Annotated in this window: 23 protein-coding genes and 1 pseudogene; 10 read left to right on the top strand and 14 right to left on the bottom strand. The window is 68.0% G+C overall.

Annotation, left to right across the window (positions count from 1 at the left end):
• Positions 1-380: hypothetical protein (locus tag VGF12_RS13710; protein ID WP_331176593.1), on the top strand; the 380-nt coding region annotated here is incomplete at its 5' end.
• A gap of 7 nt (positions 381-387) precedes the next feature.
• On the opposite strand, the gene VGF12_RS13705 is transcribed toward VGF12_RS13710, so the two are convergent.
• Genes VGF12_RS13705 through VGF12_RS13690 form a run of 4 tightly spaced genes read right to left on the bottom strand, consistent with a single transcriptional unit; the run spans position 388 to position 2,047 of the window.
• Positions 388-786, bottom strand: a complete 399-nt coding sequence (locus tag VGF12_RS13705) for a response regulator transcription factor (RefSeq protein WP_331176592.1) — start codon at positions 784-786, stop codon at positions 388-390.
• A 13-nt stretch (positions 787-799) separates the two neighbouring features.
• Positions 800-1,336, bottom strand: coding sequence for a ferritin-like domain-containing protein (locus tag VGF12_RS13700; RefSeq protein ID WP_331176591.1), 537 nt, complete (start codon positions 1,334-1,336; stop codon positions 800-802).
• Positions 1,329-1,775 carry a BON domain-containing protein gene (locus VGF12_RS13695; RefSeq protein ID WP_331176590.1) on the bottom strand — a complete coding sequence of 149 codons (447 nt, stop codon included), beginning with the start codon at positions 1,773-1,775 and terminating at the stop codon, positions 1,329-1,331. The genes VGF12_RS13700 and VGF12_RS13695 overlap by 8 nt, the downstream gene beginning before the upstream one ends.
• 14 nt (positions 1,776-1,789) lie before the next feature.
• On the bottom strand, positions 1,790-2,047 hold the full coding sequence (locus VGF12_RS13690; protein ID WP_331176589.1) for a hypothetical protein: 258 nt from the start codon (positions 2,045-2,047) through the stop codon (positions 1,790-1,792).
• 193 nt (positions 2,048-2,240) lie between these two features.
• Between VGF12_RS13690 and VGF12_RS13685 the strand changes: the two genes are divergently transcribed.
• On the top strand, positions 2,241-2,876 hold the full coding sequence (locus VGF12_RS13685; protein ID WP_331176588.1) for a response regulator transcription factor: 636 nt from the start codon (positions 2,241-2,243) through the stop codon (positions 2,874-2,876).
• Between the two features lie 60 nt (positions 2,877-2,936).
• Here the strand turns inward: VGF12_RS13685 and VGF12_RS13680 are convergent, their stop codons facing one another.
• Positions 2,937-3,113, bottom strand: a complete 177-nt coding sequence (locus VGF12_RS13680; protein ID WP_331176587.1) for a hypothetical protein — start codon at positions 3,111-3,113, stop codon at positions 2,937-2,939.
• Positions 3,114-3,193: 80 nt separating this feature from the next.
• Positions 3,194-4,159: a VTT domain-containing protein gene (locus VGF12_RS13675; RefSeq protein WP_331176586.1), complete on the bottom strand. Its 966-nt coding sequence runs from the start codon at positions 4,157-4,159 to the stop codon at positions 3,194-3,196.
• A gap of 64 nt (positions 4,160-4,223) precedes the next feature.
• On the opposite strand from VGF12_RS13675, the gene modB reads away from it, so the two are divergent.
• Genes modB through VGF12_RS13650 form a run of 5 tightly spaced genes read left to right on the top strand, consistent with a single transcriptional unit; the run spans position 4,224 to position 7,651 of the window.
• Positions 4,224-4,907: a molybdate ABC transporter permease subunit gene (gene modB, locus VGF12_RS13670; protein ID WP_331176585.1), complete on the top strand. Its 684-nt coding sequence runs from the start codon at positions 4,224-4,226 to the stop codon at positions 4,905-4,907.
• Entirely contained in the window at positions 4,904-5,650 is a 747-nt protein-coding gene (modA, locus tag VGF12_RS13665) for a molybdate ABC transporter substrate-binding protein (RefSeq protein ID WP_331176584.1), read from the top strand. Before modB ends, modA begins: the two co-directional genes overlap by 4 nt.
• Complete coding sequence (locus tag VGF12_RS13660; RefSeq protein ID WP_331176583.1) at positions 5,647-6,408, top strand: ABC transporter ATP-binding protein; 762 nt, start codon at positions 5,647-5,649, stop codon at positions 6,406-6,408. The genes modA and VGF12_RS13660 overlap by 4 nt, the downstream gene beginning before the upstream one ends.
• Positions 6,405-6,857 (top strand): hypothetical protein, encoded by a 453-nt coding sequence (locus VGF12_RS13655; RefSeq protein WP_331176582.1) that lies wholly within the window; start codon positions 6,405-6,407, stop codon positions 6,855-6,857. Before VGF12_RS13660 ends, VGF12_RS13655 begins: the two co-directional genes overlap by 4 nt.
• Complete coding sequence (locus VGF12_RS13650) at positions 6,854-7,651, top strand: TOBE domain-containing protein (protein ID WP_331176581.1); 798 nt, start codon at positions 6,854-6,856, stop codon at positions 7,649-7,651. Before VGF12_RS13655 ends, VGF12_RS13650 begins: the two co-directional genes overlap by 4 nt.
• Positions 7,652-7,715: 64 nt before the next feature.
• Here VGF12_RS13650 and VGF12_RS13645 read toward each other — a convergent pair.
• From VGF12_RS13645 to VGF12_RS13625, 5 genes and pseudogenes are all read right to left on the bottom strand, one after another.
• A pseudogene (locus VGF12_RS13645) lies at positions 7,716-8,027 on the bottom strand (DUF1348 family protein); the annotation flags it as partial.
• 20 nt (positions 8,028-8,047) lie between these two features.
• The gene (gene cynS, locus VGF12_RS13640) at positions 8,048-8,491 is read right to left on the bottom strand and encodes a cyanase (RefSeq protein WP_331176580.1); all 444 of its coding nucleotides are present in this window, start codon (positions 8,489-8,491) and stop codon (positions 8,048-8,050) included.
• On the bottom strand, positions 8,488-9,369 hold the full coding sequence (locus tag VGF12_RS13635; protein ID WP_331176579.1) for an ABC transporter ATP-binding protein: 882 nt from the start codon (positions 9,367-9,369) through the stop codon (positions 8,488-8,490). Before VGF12_RS13635 ends, cynS begins: the two co-directional genes overlap by 4 nt.
• Positions 9,359-10,231 (bottom strand): nitrate ABC transporter permease, encoded by an 873-nt coding sequence (ntrB, locus tag VGF12_RS13630; RefSeq protein WP_331176578.1) that lies wholly within the window; start codon positions 10,229-10,231, stop codon positions 9,359-9,361. The genes VGF12_RS13635 and ntrB overlap by 11 nt, the downstream gene beginning before the upstream one ends.
• Position 10,232: 1 nt before the next feature.
• On the bottom strand, positions 10,233-11,615 hold the full coding sequence (locus VGF12_RS13625) for a CmpA/NrtA family ABC transporter substrate-binding protein (RefSeq protein WP_331176577.1): 1,383 nt from the start codon (positions 11,613-11,615) through the stop codon (positions 10,233-10,235).
• A 3-nt stretch (positions 11,616-11,618) separates the two neighbouring features.
• On the opposite strand from VGF12_RS13625, the gene VGF12_RS13620 reads away from it, so the two are divergent.
• Together VGF12_RS13620 and VGF12_RS13615 are read left to right on the top strand one after the other, a co-directional pair.
• Positions 11,619-12,194 carry a YciI family protein gene (locus tag VGF12_RS13620; protein WP_331176576.1) on the top strand — a complete coding sequence of 192 codons (576 nt, stop codon included), beginning with the start codon at positions 11,619-11,621 and terminating at the stop codon, positions 12,192-12,194.
• 34 nt (positions 12,195-12,228) lie between these two features.
• The gene (locus VGF12_RS13615) at positions 12,229-13,449 is read left to right on the top strand and encodes an MFS transporter (protein ID WP_331176575.1); all 1,221 of its coding nucleotides are present in this window, start codon (positions 12,229-12,231) and stop codon (positions 13,447-13,449) included.
• 6 nt (positions 13,450-13,455) lie between these two features.
• On the opposite strand, the gene VGF12_RS13610 is transcribed toward VGF12_RS13615, so the two are convergent.
• From VGF12_RS13610 to VGF12_RS13600, 3 genes are all read right to left on the bottom strand, one after another.
• Complete coding sequence (locus VGF12_RS13610) at positions 13,456-14,250, bottom strand: hypothetical protein (RefSeq protein WP_331176574.1); 795 nt, start codon at positions 14,248-14,250, stop codon at positions 13,456-13,458.
• A 110-nt stretch (positions 14,251-14,360) separates the two neighbouring features.
• Positions 14,361-15,005 (bottom strand): response regulator transcription factor, encoded by a 645-nt coding sequence (locus tag VGF12_RS13605; RefSeq protein ID WP_331176573.1) that lies wholly within the window; start codon positions 15,003-15,005, stop codon positions 14,361-14,363.
• A complete protein-coding gene (locus VGF12_RS13600) occupies positions 15,002-16,162 on the bottom strand; it encodes a PAS domain-containing sensor histidine kinase (protein WP_331176572.1) in 1,161 nt (386 codons plus the stop codon). The genes VGF12_RS13605 and VGF12_RS13600 overlap by 4 nt, the downstream gene beginning before the upstream one ends.
• Positions 16,163-16,283: 121 nt before the next feature.
• Here VGF12_RS13600 and VGF12_RS13595 point away from each other — a divergent pair, with 121 nt between their 5' ends.
• Complete coding sequence (locus tag VGF12_RS13595; RefSeq protein ID WP_331176571.1) at positions 16,284-17,294, top strand: sulfate ABC transporter substrate-binding protein; 1,011 nt, start codon at positions 16,284-16,286, stop codon at positions 17,292-17,294.
• The last annotated feature ends 130 nt before the right edge of the window (positions 17,295-17,424 follow it).

The raw sequence follows: 17,424 nt of genomic DNA, 5'->3' as shown, positions 1-17,424 counted from the left end.
CCGCGGCGCCGGACCCCGAGCTGAACTGGCGCGACCCGCAATGGCTGAGCCGCCAGCGCGAACGCTCGCGCTGGCGTTACCAGTTGGGACTGGAGCAGCAACTGCGCTCGCCGGTGCAGCTCGGCCCGCAGGCGGCCGTCCGCGAGGCGCTGTGGGCGGGGGTGAGCTACGACATCACCCGCCGGCTGAGCGGCGGCGTGGAAACGCCGGTCTGGCAGCGCGACACCGGGTGGGCGTCGCGCATGGCCTTCGAAAAGCCCAAGGGCGAGGGCTTGGCAGGCTTGCGGGGCGCCTTCTCCTATCAGCTCACGCCGCAAAGCCGCCTGACGCTGCGACCCCAGGCCCGCCGCGTCATGTTGAGCTATTCGGCGACCTGGTAAACAGGGCCTAGGCGCAAGATTGCTGTTCGCGGCCGGAGAGCCCGGCGCAATAGTTGATCAACTCGTCGAGTTGGCGGCACTTATCGAACACGCGCTCGGCACCCAGGCTTTCGCAGCGCCGGCGCATCTCGGCGGTGGCGTAATTGGTGAGCACGATGCGCCGCGCCGCGACACCGAGGCGCTGGGCGGCACGCAGCACGCCCAGCCCGCTGCCAGCGTCCAGGAAGACGTCGACGATGACCACGTCGGCCCGCTCGGCCGAGCCGCCGCTCATCCAGTGCACGGCCGATGCCTCGTCACCTGCAGTGCCGATGACCTCCACCTGGGCCAGCTCTTCGAGCGTGCCGGCAAGGTTCTCCCGGATCAGCGGGCTGTTCTCGACGATGAAGGCGCGCAGGGCGGCCATGTCAACCTCTGCTTCAGGCACGTGCCATCCAGTCCTTCAGCTCGTCCGCATGCTCTTCCTCATCGGCCAGGATGTCCTCCAGCAGGCGCCGGGTCGTGGAATCCTTGTCCCCGATGAGGCCGATCATCTGGCGGTAGCTCTCCACCGCGATCCGCTCCGCGATGAGGTTGGACCGGATCATGGCTTTGAGATCGTTGACCTCGTCGTAGTCGGCATGGCTGCGCTCGGGCATGCCGACCGGATTGAAGTCCGGTTCGCCGCCCAGTTGCACGATGCGCTGCGCCAGGCGGTCCGCGTGGCCAAGTTCCGCGTTTGCATGGACGAGGAACTCCTCGGCGATGCTCGGCGACTCCAGGCCATCGGCCATGAAGTGGTGGCGGCGGTAGCGCAGCACACAGATCAGCTCCGTGGCCAGAGCTCCGTTGAGCAGCGCGACGATGTCGTCGCGCCAGGGCCCGTAGGCCGGCGTGACCGCGCCTTCATCGAGATGCTTGCGCGCTGCCGCCAGCCCGGCCTCGTCCAGTGCCAGGGGTTTGCGGTTCTCAGCCATTGCGGGCCACCACGAGCTGGTTGTCCACCGAGCGCACCCCGTTGACGGCCGAAGCCAGCGTCGTCGCTCGGGCCTGCGAGCCGGCGTCAGGCGCTGTGCCCGTGAGTGTCACGCGGCCGTCTTCGGCGCGGACGTCGATCTTGGTGGCCTTGAGCCGGTCGTCGGCCATCAACGCAGCGTTGATCTTGGTGACGATGGCGGCGTCGGTCACGGCTTCCGAGGCGGCGGCAGTCGTGTCCTTCAGCTTGTTTTCAGCCCTGTCCATGGCCTGGCCGGCCTCGGCCTTGGCGTCGGCACCGGCCTGCTTGGCTTCGGCGATGGCGCCGTCAAGCTTCTGGCCGGCCGTGCGGTCGTCCTCGTGCTTGCCACAGGCGGCCAGGGCGGCGGCCAGGGCCAGGGTGCCGATAAGCGGCGCGCGGGAGGGGGTGGTGCGGTTCATCATGCGTCCTTTCTTCATCGCTGGAAGCTCGGGGAAATCGATGTCCCCAACTGTTGCGCCGGCGCGCCTGGCACGGCGTTGGCCACCGTGCCAATCGCTTGTCGGACGGCGCCGACTCGCTGCCCCTGGCGCATCTCCTCGCCATGGCGAACGTTCTCGTGGAGGGTGTCGATGAAGGCCACCAACAAGGCACCGGCCAGCGCCGCAGCCAAGGCCAGGCTCAGCCACGCCGGTGGCATGAGGAGGGTCAGGGTGCGGGCCAGGTCTTTCATCGCTCACTCCATCGGCCTGGCAGGCCGGATGAGCAGACTTTGCAAAAACCGCCGGCCCGCTGCTGCCGGCCGGCCGGCCAAGCATCCGTAGGACAAAAGGCTGGATGCGTCGCTTGTAGGACAGCGCTGATCGCGCAACGAACGGCCGGTTGCTAGGCTTTACCCATCCACAGCAAATGATTCGGAGCGCAACATGATCCGTATTGGCATCGTTGACGATCACGCCATCGTTCGGTCCGGTCTGCGGCAGTTCCTCAGCGAGAACGTCGACCTGCGCATCACCGGCGAAGCCGGCAACGGGCGCGACGCGCTGGAACTTGCGCGCAGCGGCGAGGTGGACGTGATGCTGATGGACATCTCCATGCCCGGACAGAGCGGCGTTGATGCGCTGTCGGCCATCAAGACGCGTTTCCCGGACCTCCCGGTCCTCATCCTCAGCGGCTTCCCGGAAACGCACTACGCGACGACCTTGCTGCGCCAAGGTGCCAGTGGCTACCTCAACAAGGAATGCGACCCCGAGGAGATCGCCAATGCGATCCGCACCGTGGCTCGCGGGCGGCGCTACATCAGCCCTCAGGTGGCCGAACTGCTGGCCGACGGCGTGGCCGGTGGCGCCAGCGACCGGCCGCCACACGAATCCCTGTCGGAGCGCGAACTGCAGGTTTTCCTGCGCCTGGCCAAGGGCGAGACCGTGGGCGACATGGCCAAGGCCATGTTTCTCAGCGTCAAGACCGTCAGCACCTACCGCACCCGCGTGCTGGAGAAGATCAAGCTCGCCACCAACAGCGACCTGACCTACTACGCATTGAAGAACGGCCTCATTCAGTGATTCGGCGCCACAAATGACAACGGCCCCTCACCGGGGCCGTTTTTGCCTGTGGGCGGGAGCTCAGCGGCCGATGTTCAGCGGCGACATGGACATGTAGGCGCGCGACTGGACGGCGATGCGGCGCTCCAGATCGGCGTGGTCGATGGCGTCAGACAGGTAGCGCTCCTCGATGTCGGTCTGGGTTTCCACGCTCAGGGCGCTGCGCAGCGAATGCAGGAGGTTCTGGATCAGGCTCATGGTGTTTTGGGCTCGTGGCCCATCTCTTTCACTAGGGTAAACCCGATTATAGGGTAAACACCAGTTTCGATTCAACACCTTCAGGGCGGGTCCGAGCCCGTCTCCAGCGACAGCCCGGCCTCCGCCCAGGCCTCAATGCCGCCGCGAAGTACGCGGGCCTGCCGGCCCTGCTGCTTCAGCCACTGGGCGGCCCGGACCGCGGAGGCATCGTTCGGGCAGGCGCAGAACGTGATGTATTCGCCGGCCAGCGGCCACCCTGCCAAGGCGGCGTCGCCCAGGGCGCCGAGGTCGAGATGGCGCGCGCCGGGAATGCGGGCGGTCAGCGGCATGGCGGCTGAGACGGCTCGCACGTCGACGAGGAAGACGTCCTGACGCTGACTCAGCAGCGCGGCGACATCGCTTGGGGCCAGCCGCTCGAAGCGATTCAGCCCGCGGCGCACCAGGGCCCGCCGCCAGAGCCGCCAGGCCAGATAGCCAGCCACGGCTGCCAGTGCCAGCAGCAGGGCGGCGGCCCCCAGGTCGCTGAGAGCACGCAGCAATGCGTCGATCTGGGCGTGGAAGGCGCGGCCCACGGCGATGGCCGCCCCCGCCCAGAGCGCTGAACCGAGCAGGTTCCAGCCCAGGAAGCGCCGTGCCGACATGCCCAGCGCGCCCGCCAGCGGCGGCGCCAGAATCGACAGGCCCGGCACGAACTTGGCGATCACCAGCGTCAGCACGCCGCGGCGGGCGAAGCTGGTCTCGTTCTGACGCACGCAGCTGTCCGGCGAGATGGAGATGCGGCACAGCGTGGCCAGCACGCGCCGTCCCAGGCGCCGTCCGGCCCAGAACCACAGCGCGTTGGCCAATTGCGCCGCCAGCGCGGCTGTCACGAAGGCCTGGACCGCGAAGCCCTGGCGCTGCGCCGACTCGACGCCCGCCAGCAGCAGGACTGGCGTGGACGGCAGCGGCGCGCCGAACTGCTCCAGCAGCACGGCCAGGGCCACTGCGAGGAGTCCGTGGCGCGAGAAGAGGTCGGTCAGCAGGTCCATGGCGGTGCGCGCCAGCATAGTCCGCCGCCCTTGTCCCCGCAGCCTGTCGTTCATCGTGATGTAGTCCAGTACATTACGAAGCATGCCCTCCGAGCTCTGGACCCAATTCGACGCTGCACCGCTGACACTGACGCTGCGCGTCGCCGTAGTCGCGACGCTGCTGGCGCTGATCCTCGGCATGGCCCTAGGCTGGGTATTCGCCCGCACGCGACTGCCGGGACGCGGCGTGCTGGAGGCCATCTGCATGTTGCCGCTGGTGCTGCCGCCCACGGTGCTGGGCTACGGAATCCTCGTGTTGATGGGTCGACGCAGCGCCGTGGGCGCCTGGCTGCGCGAGCACTTCGACTACACGGTCATCTTCAACTGGCACGGTGCCGTCATCGCGTCCACGCTGGTGGCCCTGCCGCTGGTGCTCAAGGGCGCCAGTAGCGCCTTTGCGCAAGTGGACCGCAACCTGGAGGCCGCCGCCCGCACGCTGCGTCAGTCGCGCTGGAGCAGCTTCGTGCGCGTGACGCTGCCGCTGGCTTGGCCTGGCATCCTGGCCGGCACCCTGCTGGCCTTCGCCCGCGCCATGGGCGAGTTCGGCGCCTCGCTGATGGTGGCCGGCTCCATCCCCGGCCAGACCCAGACAGCATCCATGGCCATCTACGACGCGGTGCAGGCCGGCCGCGACGACCTGGCCCTCCTGCTCGCGCTCATCGTGTCGGCCGTCTCGGTGGCCGTGCTCGTGCTCTCCAACCGGTATCTGCAACGCCCCACGCCATGAAAAAACGCCTGCTGCTTTCGCTCGCACTGACCGCGCTGCCGCTGTTCGCTACGGCCCAGCAACTCACGATCTCGGCCGCCGCGAGCCTGACCGACGCCTTCAAGGAGATCGCCCCCCGCTTCGAGGCCGCCAAGCCCGGCGCGACGCTGCGCTTCAACTTCGCAGCCTCCGGCGTCTTGCTGCAACAGATCGCCCAGGGGGCGCCGGTGGACGTGTTCGCCAGCGCCGACCAGGAAACCATGAACCGCGGTGCCGACCAGAAGCTCATCGCCACCCCCACCCGCCGCGACTTCGCGGCCAACTCGCTTGTGCTCATCACGCCCGCTCAGGCCGCGCCGACCGTCGCCACGCTGGCCGACCTGAGCAAGGCCGAGGTGAGGCGCATCGCGGTCGGCAAGGTGGCCTCGGTGCCCGTGGGGCGCTACACCCAGCAGGCGCTGGAGGCGACCCAGCAGTGGACGCCCCTGCAGCCCAAGATCGTCTTTGCCGACAACGTGCGCCAGGTGCTTGACTACGTATCGCGCGGCGAGGTCGAGGCTGGCTTCGTCTATCGCACGGATGCCGAACTGCTGAAGGACAAGGTGCGCATCGCAATGACGGTGGGCGGCCATTCCCCGGTGACCTACCCGATCGCCGTCGTTGCGGACAGCAAGCAGGCGGCGCTGGCCCAGGACTTCGTCGCCTTCCTGGCGGGCGCGCAGGCACAGGCCATCCTTGCCAAATACGGCTTCGGCAAGCCTTGATCGACGTCCGACTTCAGCTCTCGGTCAGCGACGCACGCCGCCGCTTCGACCTCGACATCGCCTTCGCGACGGAGGCGCCCTTCGTCGCGCTCTACGGCCCGTCGGGTGCCGGCAAGTCGTTGACGCTGCAGGCCATGGCGGGCCTGTTGCCGGTGCAGTCGGGCCATGTGAAGCTGAACGGCCGCGCGCTGCTGGACACGGCGTCCGGCGTCAACCTGCCGCCCGAAGCCCGCGGCGTGGGCTATCTCTTCCAGCACTACGCCCTCTTCCCTCACCTCAGCGTGCGCGACAACGTCGCCTTCGGGCTGACGAGCTGGCGCCGCCGCCTCAAGGCCGGGGACGCCGCCCGGGTGGACGAATTGATCGAGTCATTCGGCCTGACTGCATTGGCGCGCAGCCGGCCGGCCACGCTGTCCGGCGGCCAGCAGCAGCGCGTGGCGCTGGCGCGAGCACTGGCCTGCAACCCGCAGGTGCTGCTGCTGGACGAGCCCTTTGCTGCCCTGCACCCGATGCTGCGCGAGCAACTGCGCGACGAGCTGCGCGCGGTGCGCGAGCGCTGGGGCATTCCCGCCATCATGATCACGCACGACCTTGACGACGTGGCGGCCCTCGCCCACCGCGCCTATCTGGTCGATGGCGGCTGCGTCACGCGCGAGGTAGACCTCAGCGACGGCACCGGCCGCGAGCTGCTGCAACCGCAGCCCTCCCGCCCCGAGGACGAGCGCAGCCGCCAATGGCTGAGGGCGCAACTCGCATGAAGCGCCTGTTGATCTGGGGGATCGCCCTCTTCTGCGCCGCCGCCCAGGCGCAGTTGCACGTGCAGCGCCTGGACGGCAGCGCCGTCACGCTGGACGCCGCCCACCTCGCCACGCTGCCGCGCGAGGCGGTCCAGGCACAGGCGCACGGCAAGGCCGTCGAGGTCCAAGCCGTGGACCTGCGCGAGGTGCTGCGCGCCGCTGGCATCGAGCCGCCGCAGAAGATCAGCGGCGCCGCGCTGCGCCTGGTGCTGGTGGCCGGCGCACGGGACGGCTACGCCGCTGCCTTCTCCTGGGCCGAGCTGGACCCGACCCTGGGCGGGCGGCGGGTTTTCCTCGTGCAGGACGGTCCACATGCCGATGCAGGACCGCTGCGCCTGGTCGTGCCGGCGGACGCCCGGCCGGCTCGCTGGGTGCGCCAACTCGACAGCCTGCGGCTCGTCGCGCCGTGAGCTCGCAAGACCGACCACTGCTGCAGGGGGAGCTGCGCCTCGCCGGCCGGCTCGACGGCCGCTTCTTCGACCTGCTGGCGGCGCTGGCGCTGACGGGGTCGCTGCAGAAAGCAGCCAAGGTCGCCGGCTACAGCTACAAGGGCGCCTGGCTGGTGCTGGATGCCGCCAGCGCCCTGACCCACTCCCCGCTCGTCGACACGGCCACCGGTGGCCCGGGCGGGGGCGGCACACGGCTGACAGCCGAGGGCGAAGCCCTGCTCATCGCCTGGCGCAAGCTCCAGGCGCGGCACGACGCCTTCCTGCGCGAGCAGGCCGACTGGCTCGCCACCCAACCGGCGCTTGACGCGCTGCTGAAAAGGATGTCCATGAAGACCACTGCCCGCAACCAGTTCCACGGCCGCATCGCCAGCGTGACTCCCGGCCCGGCCACGACGACGGTGCGCGTCGATCTGGACGGCGGCCAGGCCATCACCGCCTCCCTGACGACGCTGGCCGCGCAAGAGCTGCAGGTCCGGACAGGCATGGCCGCGCTGGCGCTCGTGAAGTCCAGCGAGGTCGTGCTGGTGACGGACTTCGGCGGCTACAAGCTCTCGGCCCGCAACCAGTTGACGGGCGCCGTGTCGCGTGTGCAGCGAGGCGCGGTGTCGTCACTGATCGGCCTGACGCTGCCGGGGGGCACCGTCGTGACGGCCAGCGTCACCAACGACGCGGTCGACGCGCTGGACCTGTCCGTCGGCCAGCCGGCGACGGCGGTGTTCAAGGCCTACGCCGTCATGCTGGCCGTGCGCCCTTAGGGCTCATCCACACAGCACCGGCAGGGCGATCAGTCGCCGGGCCTCCGTTTGCTGCCCCTGGCCGCTAGAGCCCCAGCTCGGCCAGATCCAGGCGCTCATCGGGCCGACGCCCCCAGAGGCCAGAAGAAGAGCCGCACCGACTCGGCGATGGGCAGGTCGTTGATGCTCGCGAAACGCGTCGCATCAGCCCCTCCGCCGTGAACTCCCAGTTCTCGTTGCCTTAGCTGCGAAACCAATGGCCCGAGTCGTCGTGGCACTCGCAGGCCAAGCGCACCGCGACGCGGTTGCCGTCATGCGCCCTCCGCTCCTTGATGAGCCGGTAGGCCAGCTCACGCGCCCACTTGCGCATGAGAAAGCCAGGCACCTGCTGGCGGCCGACGGGCAACGGCTTCATGATCAGTAGGTCTTGTACGGCAGGAACTTGCCGCTCATGACGATGCTGACGCGGTCACCAGCCGTATGGGGCTCGCGTTGCAGGTCCATCTTGAAATCGATGGCGCTCATGATGCCGTCGCCGAACTCCTCATGGATCAGCTCCTTGAAGGTCGTGCCGTAGACGCTGATCAGCTCGTAGAAGCGGTAGATCAGCGGGTCGGTCGGCACGCTGGTGGGTAGGCTGCCCTTGTAGGGCACGACCTTGAGCCACTGCGTCTCGGCTTCGGTCAGGTCGAACAGCCTGGCCAGCTTGCCGGCCTGCTCGTCATTGAAGGTCATCTGACCGAGGCAGCCTGCGGTGACCCATTCCTTGCTGAGGCCGATCTCGGCGGCGACGTCGCCCCACTTGATGCCTTTGGCGACCTTGGCGGCGATGATCTTTTCGGTGACTTCGAGGCGGCTCATGCAGTGCTCCTGAGGGGGGTGAGTGAAGATTCGAGAGGGATGACTTCGGCCGCCGGCGCGAGCCCGGGACGGACCTCCGGCGGCTGCTCCGGTGCTCGGCCGTGCGACAGCGTGGCGCTGCGCTCGACCAGGAAGTCGACGAGGTGGTTGCGGATGCGGTAGAACTGCGGGTCATGGTGCATCGTGGCGCGTTGCCTGTCGCGGGGCATGGTGTTGACGACGATCTCCGCCACGCGCGCCTGCGGGCCGTTGGCCATCAGCAGGATGCGGTCGGCGAGCAGGATGGCCTCGTCCACGTCGTGCGTGATCATGAAGACCGTCTGCCGGGTCGCGGCGCAGATCTTCAGCAACTCGTCCTGGATGGTGCCGCGCGTCAGCGCGTCCAGCGCACCGAAGGGCTCGTCCAGCAGCAGCATGCGCGGCTCGATGGCGAAGGCCCGCGCGATGCCCACGCGCTGTTTCATGCCGCCGGAGAGCTGGCTGGGCTTCTTGTCCAGCGCCGACGTCAGGCCGACGAGGCTGACATACTTCTGCACCTGCCCATCGACCTCCGCGCGCCCCATGCCCGGCCATCTGCTGCGCACCGCGAATGCGATGTTCTGGCGCACCGTCATCCAGGGCATCAGTGCGTGGCCCTGGAACACGACGCCGCGGTCCAGCCCGGGTCCGCTCACCTCGCGGTTGGCCATGAAGACATGTCCGTCACTGGCCTGCTCGAGCCCGGCCATCACGTTGAGGATGGTCGTCTTGCCGCAACCGCTGTGGCCGATGATGCAGACGAACTCGCCCTCGGTCAGCGCGAAGTTGACGCCGTCGAAGACGGTCGCATCGCCATAGCGTTTGGCCAGGCCCTGGACCTGGATGAGTTCAGTCGGCATAGGTCACCGCCTTTTGTGCGCGGGCAAAGAGAAGATCGAGCGACATGCCCACCAGACCGATGACGAGGATGGCGAAGATGACGTTGGGCAGGCTGAGGTTGTTCCACTCGTTCCAGACGAAATAGCCGATCCCCGTGCCGCCCACCAGCATCTCGGCCGCGACGATGACGAGCCAGGCGATGCCCATGCTGATGCGCATCCCCGTCAGGATGGTCGGCGCGGCGGCCGGCAGGATCACCTCGAATGCTGAGCGCAAAGGGTTCACCTCCAGCGTCCGCGCCACGTTCAGCCACTCGCGCCGCACGCCGGCCACGCCAAAGGCGGTGTTGATCAGCATCGGCCACAGGCTGCAGATGAAGATGACGAAGATCCCGCTCGCCGCCGAGTCCTTGATGGTGTAGAGCGCCAGCGGCATCCAGGCCAGCGGCGAAACGGGCTTGAGGACCTGGATGAAGGGATCCAGCGCGCGGCGGACCAGGGGACTCATGCCAATGACGAAGCCCAGCGGGATCGCCACCAGTGCCGCCAGCAGATAGCCCAGTCCCACGCGGCCCAGCGAGTAGGCCAGTTGCAGGCCGATGCCCTTGTCGTTGGGACCACGGTCGTAGAACGGCTCGGTCAGGTGGTGGACCACGGTGCGGCCCATCTGCGTCAGGGTCGGGAAACCGCTCTTCGCCGCCGCGGGTGCAGCATCCACCGGTTTGCCCATCAGCTTGGCGTACTCGATCTGCTCGGGCGTCATCGCCGCCACCGGTTTGGCCACAGGCGCCGTGCCGAACGTGGCGAGGTGCCACAAGCCCAGCAAGCAGCCCAGCAGCAGCAGAGACAGCAGGCCGGCGCGGAAGTTCAGAGAACCTTGCATGTCAGGTCCGCTTGATTGCAAAGCTGCTGACGTAGGCGTCCGCCTTCGCCGGATCGAACTCCCTGCCCATGACCTTGAACTTCGGATAGCCGCCCGCCTTGTCGTCGGGAACGGTCATGTCCAGCGCTTTCATCTGCTTCTTCGCATCGGTCAGCAGGAAGACCTTCTCGGCGATCTGCTTGTAGTTCACGTCGCCCTTCAGGTAGCCCCAGCGCTTCATCTGCGTGAGCATCCACACGGCCATGCTTTGCCAGGGCATGGGCTCGAAGTCCGCGCGGTCGGGCACCACCCTGACATTGCCCAGGCCATCGGCAAACTTGCCCGTCAGCACCTGGGCAACAACGGTCTCGGGCTGGTTCAGGTAGGCCTGCGGCGAGATGACTTTGGCGATCAGCTCGCGATTCTTGGCCTCGCGCGCCATAGCGGCGGCCGTCAGCACGGCGCGGTACAGCGCGATGAAGGTGTTGGCATGCTTTGAAATGAACTCGCTGCTGGTGCCAAAGGCGCAGCAGGGGTGGCCGTTCCACAACTCCTTGGTCAGCAGGTGGATGAAGCCCACCTCTTCGTACACCGCGCGCTGGTTGAACGGGTCCGGGCCGAGAAAGCCGTCGATGTTGCCGGCACGCAGATTGGCCACCATCTCGGGCGGCGGCACCACGCGGATCTGGACGTCACGGTCCGGATCCAGCCCTGCCTCCGCCACGTAGTAGCGCAGCAGGAAGTTGTGCATCGAGTATTCGAAAGGCACCGCGAACTTGAAGCCCTTCCAGTCCTTGGGTTCGCGCTTGTCCTTGTGCTTGACGCTGAGCGTGATCGCCTGACCGTTGGTGTTCTGGATCGTCGCCACGTTCATCGGCGTGGCCGGCGCCCCCAGGCCCAGACTGACGGCCAGCGGCATGGGCGACAGCAGGTGCGTCGCGTCGTACTCCTTGTTCAACATCTTGTCGCGGATCAACGCCCAGCCGGCCGTCTTCACGACCTCCACGTTCAGGCCCTGCTTGGCATAGAAGCCCAGCGGGTGCGCCATGATCAGCGGCGTGGCGCATGTGATGGGAATGAAGCCGACCTTCAGGTCCTTCTTCTCCAGCCCACCCCTGGTGTCCTGCGCCATCGCCTGCAGCGAAGCGACGGGCAGCACGCTGGAAACCGCCGCCATCGCCGTGCTCCGACCGACGGCCTTCAGGAAACGGCGACGCAACGCGTCATGCGGGAAAAGCGCCTTCACGAGCGCGGCTTCGACGAAGCGGGCCGATTCGGCCTCGAAGTCGGCGGTCTCGCTGCGGGCCCTCAGCTCGGCCGCGGCGTGTTCGGCAGCACTGCCGTGGCGACCGCAGGCGCAGTGCATCAGCAGGGGCCGCTCGGCGTCGTACGGATCGTGGGTCATCGAATGCTCCTCAAGATGGGAGCGACTCTAGGAATGGGCGCACCGTCGCGGAATCGTGGAGGGCGGCAAGTTTCTGTAGGGCTGGAACTACCCGGGAAAACCTGGATCAACGCCGGCACCGCCCGTCGCTTGTCGATTCCTCACACCCTCGTTCGTCTTCAGGGTGAGCGGCGGAATGGTCCGCCACCCGACGATCCAGGAGACCCGCCCATGAAATTCCTTTCAATGATCCGCATCGACGAGACCGCGGCCCAAGCACCGAGCGAGCAACTGATGGCTGACATGGGCCGCCTCATCGAGGAATTGACCGCCACCGGACAGCTCGTCAGCACCGCCGGCCTTCGTCCGACGGCAGAGGGCGCGCGCGTACGGCTGCGACGCGGCGGCATGCTGTCGGTGGTGGATGGGCCGTTCGCTGAAACCAAGGAAGTCATCGGCGGATACGCCATCCTGGAGGCGGCGTCACTGGCCGAAGCCATCGAACTGACGCGGCGCTTCCTACGCACGCATGGCGACGACTGGGACATCGAATGCGAAGTGCGCCCGCTCGACGGGCCGGAATTCGGCCGCCAGCCCTGAACCGTCTGCCAGACCACCTGACAAGGAACCCACCATGACTGAGTGGACAAGCGTGCTGCGCGAACACTACCGCTGGGTCATCGTCGCCGCGGGTGGCCTGCTCGGCTGCGTGGCCATCGGCGCCCTCTTCTCGCTGCCGGTGCTGCTGCGACCCATCGCCCAGGAGACCGGCTGGTCCACCACCGGCATCTCCGCGGCGATGACCATCGCGTTCGGCGCGCTGGCCATCGGCAGCATGGCCTGGGGCGCGCTGTCGGACCGCACAGGGCCGCGCCTCGTTGTCATGGCAGGCTCGTTGCTGCTGGCGGCGGGCTTGGCGCTGGCGAGCCTGGCGACGTCGTTGCTGGCCTTCCAACTGCTGTTCGGCGCGGTCGTCGGCCTCGCCGCAGCCGCCATCTTTGCGCCGCTGATGGCCTGTGTCACCGGCTGGTTCGACACGCGGCGCAGCCTGGCCGTGTCACTGGTGTCGGCCGGCATGGGCATGGCGCCGTTGACGATGTCGCCCCTGGCCGCCTGGCTGGTGCAAGCGCACGACTGGCGCACCTCGCTGCAGATCATCGCCGCGGTGGTGGCAGGCGTCATGCTGCCGGCCACGCTGCTGGTGCACCGCCCGCCGGCGCTGGCGAGCGCACAGGCGAACGCAGCGCCGGAGCCCGGCCCCTCCATGGGCCAAGCCATGCGTTCGGCACCCTTCCTGATCCTTGTGCTGACGAGCTTCCTGACCTGCGCCACGCATTCGGGGCCGATCTTCCACACGGTGAGCTATGCCGTGACCTGCGGCATTCCACTGATGGCCGCGGTGTCGATTTACAGCCTGGAGGGGTTGGCCGGCATGGGCGGCCGGCTCGTGTTCGGGCTGCTGGGCGACCGATTTGGCGCTGCTCGCACGCTGGTGTTGGCGCTGCTGGCCCAGGCCGTCGTCGTGCTGGGCTACGTCCAGGCGCGGCAGCTGGGCAGCTTCTACACGGTGGCAGCGCTGTTCGGCTTCACCTACGCGGGCGTGATGCCGCTGTTCGCGGTGATCGCTCGCGAGAACTTTCCACTGCGCATGATGGGCGCCGTCATCGGCGGCACCACGATGGCCAGCAGCGTCGGCATGGCACTCGGGCCCGTGCTCGGCGGGCTGGTCTTTGATGCCACCGCCAGCTACACGTGGCTGTTCATCGGCGCGTTCGCGCTGGGCCTCGGGTCGTTCCTGTCCGCCCTGGCATTCCTGCGACTGCCGAGGCGGCCCCTGCCGGCCGCCTCGGCATGACCGCAGTCACGCGCCGATGGCCACCGCCTTCGTGATCTGTACCTGCACCTCGCCCACACCTGCAAACACGTGGCGCGACTGCTGGCCAATGCGGATGTCGTGAACACCGGTGATCATTCCGGTGGAGATGACGTCGCCAGCGCGCAGGATGGCGCCCTGCTGGGCTCGCTTGTTCAGTGTGAAGGCCAGCGCGCCCAGCGGGCCGGGCTTGATGGCGACCTGGCCGGTGCCCACCGACTGGCCGTCGATGAAGGTCTCCACGGCTATCGTCTCCTGCTCGCGCCAGTTGACGATCTCGGCACCGACGACGACGCCCCAGTTGTTGCCGAAGTCGGAGATGACGGCGCCAGGGCCGATGTCGTTCAGCGTCGAGAGCGGGCTGCTGGCGACTTCGATACCGATGTGCATGGACTTCACGAACGGCGCGACCGTGTCCGCCGTCCAGTCGCTCTTGCCTGCGGGCGAGTCAGCCGCGACGACGATGACGACCTCGGCCTCGACGGCCGCGAAGCCGCCGTCGAACACGGGGCACTGCGCCACGCCGCCCTGCACCACGTGGTGGACGTTGGCTGCGAATGCAGGGCCGATCAGGCGTTCCTCGGGGAACTGCGACGCGAAGGCGGGGTTCACGCGGGCGACCTTCCAGCCCTTCACGGCGTCGGGCCAGCCGGCGATGGCGGCGGCCTGCACGGCATAGGCCTCGTCCAGGGTAGCGGGCGGCGTGCCGGGGTAGGCAGGCAGCGAGCGGCCGGCAGCGCGGGCGGCGGTGAACTGGGCGGAAATCTCTTGTGGGTTGCTCATGTTGGTCTCGCCGCGCAGCAGCGCCCGGGGGTGAATGCGGCGCGCAATGTACCGCGAGCCCGCCAGATGCGCCCTTTGCAACCGATCAAGGCCGTGATCGCTCGCCGGGCCTAACCGGCTTGCTGCCTCACCGCGAACAACGCCAGCTCCACGTCGTTGCGCACACCGATCTTCTCCAGCACGCGGGCGCGGTAGGTGGAGACCGTGTTGGGCGACAGCACCAGCTGCTCGGCGATTTCGCCCACGCTGCGGCCGCCGGCCAGCAGCTGGAAGACCTGATGCTCACGATGTGACAGCGTCTCGTGCAACGGCTGCTCGTCGCCCACCGCACGTCCGCCCGCGCCGATGGCGCCGGCCAGTTGCTCCGCCACGCTGGGCGTGATGAACAGCTTGCCACGGGCTACTGTGCGCACGGCATCGATCATCTGCTCACTGTCCGCGCTCTTGTTCAAGTAGCCTGCCGCGCCGAGCTTGAGGCTGCGCACGGCGTACTGACGGTCAGGGTAGGTCGACAGCATCAGCACCGGCAGCCTCGGGAACTCGGCCTTCAGCGCCTTCAGGATGTCCAGGCCGTCGCGCTGGGGCATGGCGATGTCCAGCAGCACGACGTCGACCGCGTCAGCACGCACCTGCTGGATGGCGTCGGGCCCGTTGGCCGCCTCGCCAACGACGCGCAGGTCCTCAGCCTCGCTCAGCACCTGCTTGATGCCCTGGCGGACGATGAGGTGGTCGTCGCAGATCAGGACTCGAATCATGCGGATTCCAGCGGCATGACCAGCCGAACCGTCGTTCCGCGCCCGGGTGCACTGTCGATGCCGATGCGCCCGCCGAAGTGGGCCGCCCGCTCGCGCATGCCAAGCACGCCATAGCTGCGCGCGTCATTCAGCGCCTCGGGTGCTGCCCCCACGCCGTCATCGCCGACCTGCAGGTAAAGCACCGGCGCCGGCGGCGCGTCCACATCGATGCGGATGGCCACGTGGCGGGCCTGTGCATGCCGCGCGACGTTGGACAGGACTTCCTGGAAGATGCGGAACACGGCAATGGCCAGCCCGCCCTCGGGCGCCACCACGTCGGCGGCGACGTGCATCTTGAAGTCCACTCGCCGCTCGTCGCTACCCGCAAGCTGGAATTCCTGGGCCTGCCACTCCAGCGCGGCCCACAGGCCCTGGTGGTCGAGGATGCTGGGGCGCAGGTCCGTGATGATGCGCCCCACGGCGTCCACCGCCGTGTCCACCAGGCCACCCATGCGCTGGCATTTGCCGACCATGGGCTCGCGCTGTGCCGCGTCGCCCACCCGGCGGGCCAGCCAGTCGAGGTCCATCTTCAGGGCGACGAGCAGGGAGCCCAGTTCGTCGTGGATCTCGCGGGCGATGCGTTTGCGCTCGGTTTCCCGCACCGCCTCAAGGTGATGCGCCAGCTCACGCAGCTCGGCCGTGCGTTCGGCCACACGCTGCTCCAGCTCATCATGACTGGCACGCAGAAGCGCCTCGGCGCGGCGGCGCTCGGAGATGTCGACGAAAGTGACCACGGCGCCCTGCACCCTGCCGTCCTCGATGACAGGGTAGCTCGAATACTCGGCCGGAAAGGAGGTGCCATCGGCGCGCCAAAGCACTTCGTCGTCGATGCGGCAGGGCTCGCCGCGGCGGAAGGCATTGAAGATGGGACAGTCGCACTCCGGGTAATGCGCCCCGTTGTCACGCGAGTGGTGGATCAGCCCGTGCATGTTCCGCCCCAGCACCTCTTCGGTGCGCCAGCCGAGCTGGTCGCAGGCGGCGCGGTTCACGAAGGTGCAGAAACCGCCCATGTCGATGCCGAAAACGCCTTCGCCGGTGCTTTCCAGCAGCAGGGTCAGCCGGCGGTTGGCCTCTTGCGAAGCGGCGGGCGGGGCGGTCAGGGCAAACGGCATGCTCATGAGGTGTGCAAACGCCGTGCCACTCTTCGGTGCATATCGCATAAGGAAATAAGGAAACTGTCGTTCCGCGAATAAGCGACTTCGGGCACCCTCGCGGCTTCGTTCATTCGACGGCCACACCATGTCCCTCTTCCTGACCTCCCGCCGCACCGTCCTCGCGCTGATCGCCTCCAGCGCCGCCCTGCCCGCGCTGGCCAGCGATGCCACCCTGCTGAACGTCTCCTACGACGTCGCGCGTGAGCTCTACAAGCAGATCAACCCCGCCTTTGTCGCCGCGCAAAAGGCCAAGGGTCAGACGGTCGTCGTCAACCAGAGCCATGGCGGCTCCAGCAAGCAGATCGGTGCCGTCATCGGCGGTCTCGAGGCGGACGTCGTGACGATGAACCAGGCCACTGACGTGGACCAGCTCGCCAGCGCCGGCCTCACCCCCGCCGACTGGCGCAGCCGCTTCCCCAACAATGCGGCGCCCTACTCGTCGACCATGACCTTCCTGGTCCGCAAGGGCAACCCCAAGGGCATCAAGGACTGGAGCGACCTGGCCCGCCCCGGCGTGCAGGTCATCATCCCCAACCCCAAGGTCACCGGCAACGGCCGCTACAGCTACCTGGCCATCTGGGGCAGCGTCATCGCCAACGGCGGCAGCGAGGCACAGGCCAGGGAGCTGGTCACCAAGGTCCTGACCAACGTGCCGGTGCTGGACGGCGGTGGTCGCGGCGCCACCACCACCTTCACGCAGCGCGGCATCGGCGACGTCCTCGTCACCTTCGAGGCCGAGGTCGAGCTGATCGAGAACGAGTTCGGCAAGGGCCAGTTCGAGCAGGTCAACCCCAGCATCTCCATCGAGACCGACGCCCCCGTGGCGCTGGTGGACAAGGTCAACGCCAAGAAGGGCACGGCCGCGCTGGCCAAGGCCTACCTGGATTTCCACTGGAGCCCGGAAGGCCAGGAAATCATCGCTCGCAACAACTTCCGCCCTCGCGACCCGGCCGTCTTCAAGAAGCACGCGCAGCGCTTCGCCAACATCAAGCTGTTCACCGTCGACCAGACGCTGGGCGGCTGGGCCAAGGTCAGCAAGACGCACTTCGCCGATGGCGGCACGTTTGATCAGGTGATGGCCGGCATCAAGCGTTGAGCTGAAGCCCCCAGCCCGGGCTTGCCGTCCTGAATGCCGGCAGCCCGGCCGGTCCCCCGAGGGGCGGCGAGGCAGGCGGCATCACGCCGCTCGCATGCCGCCCAAGGTCGGCTTGGGAATGGCCTGGCGC

The sequence above is a fragment of the Roseateles sp. genome (assembly GCF_036404855.1).
Classification (GTDB): domain Bacteria; phylum Pseudomonadota; class Gammaproteobacteria; order Burkholderiales; family Burkholderiaceae_C; genus Pelomonas.
The sequence above is the reverse complement of the archived record's forward strand: the minus strand, read 5'-3'. Positions and strand labels throughout refer to the sequence as shown.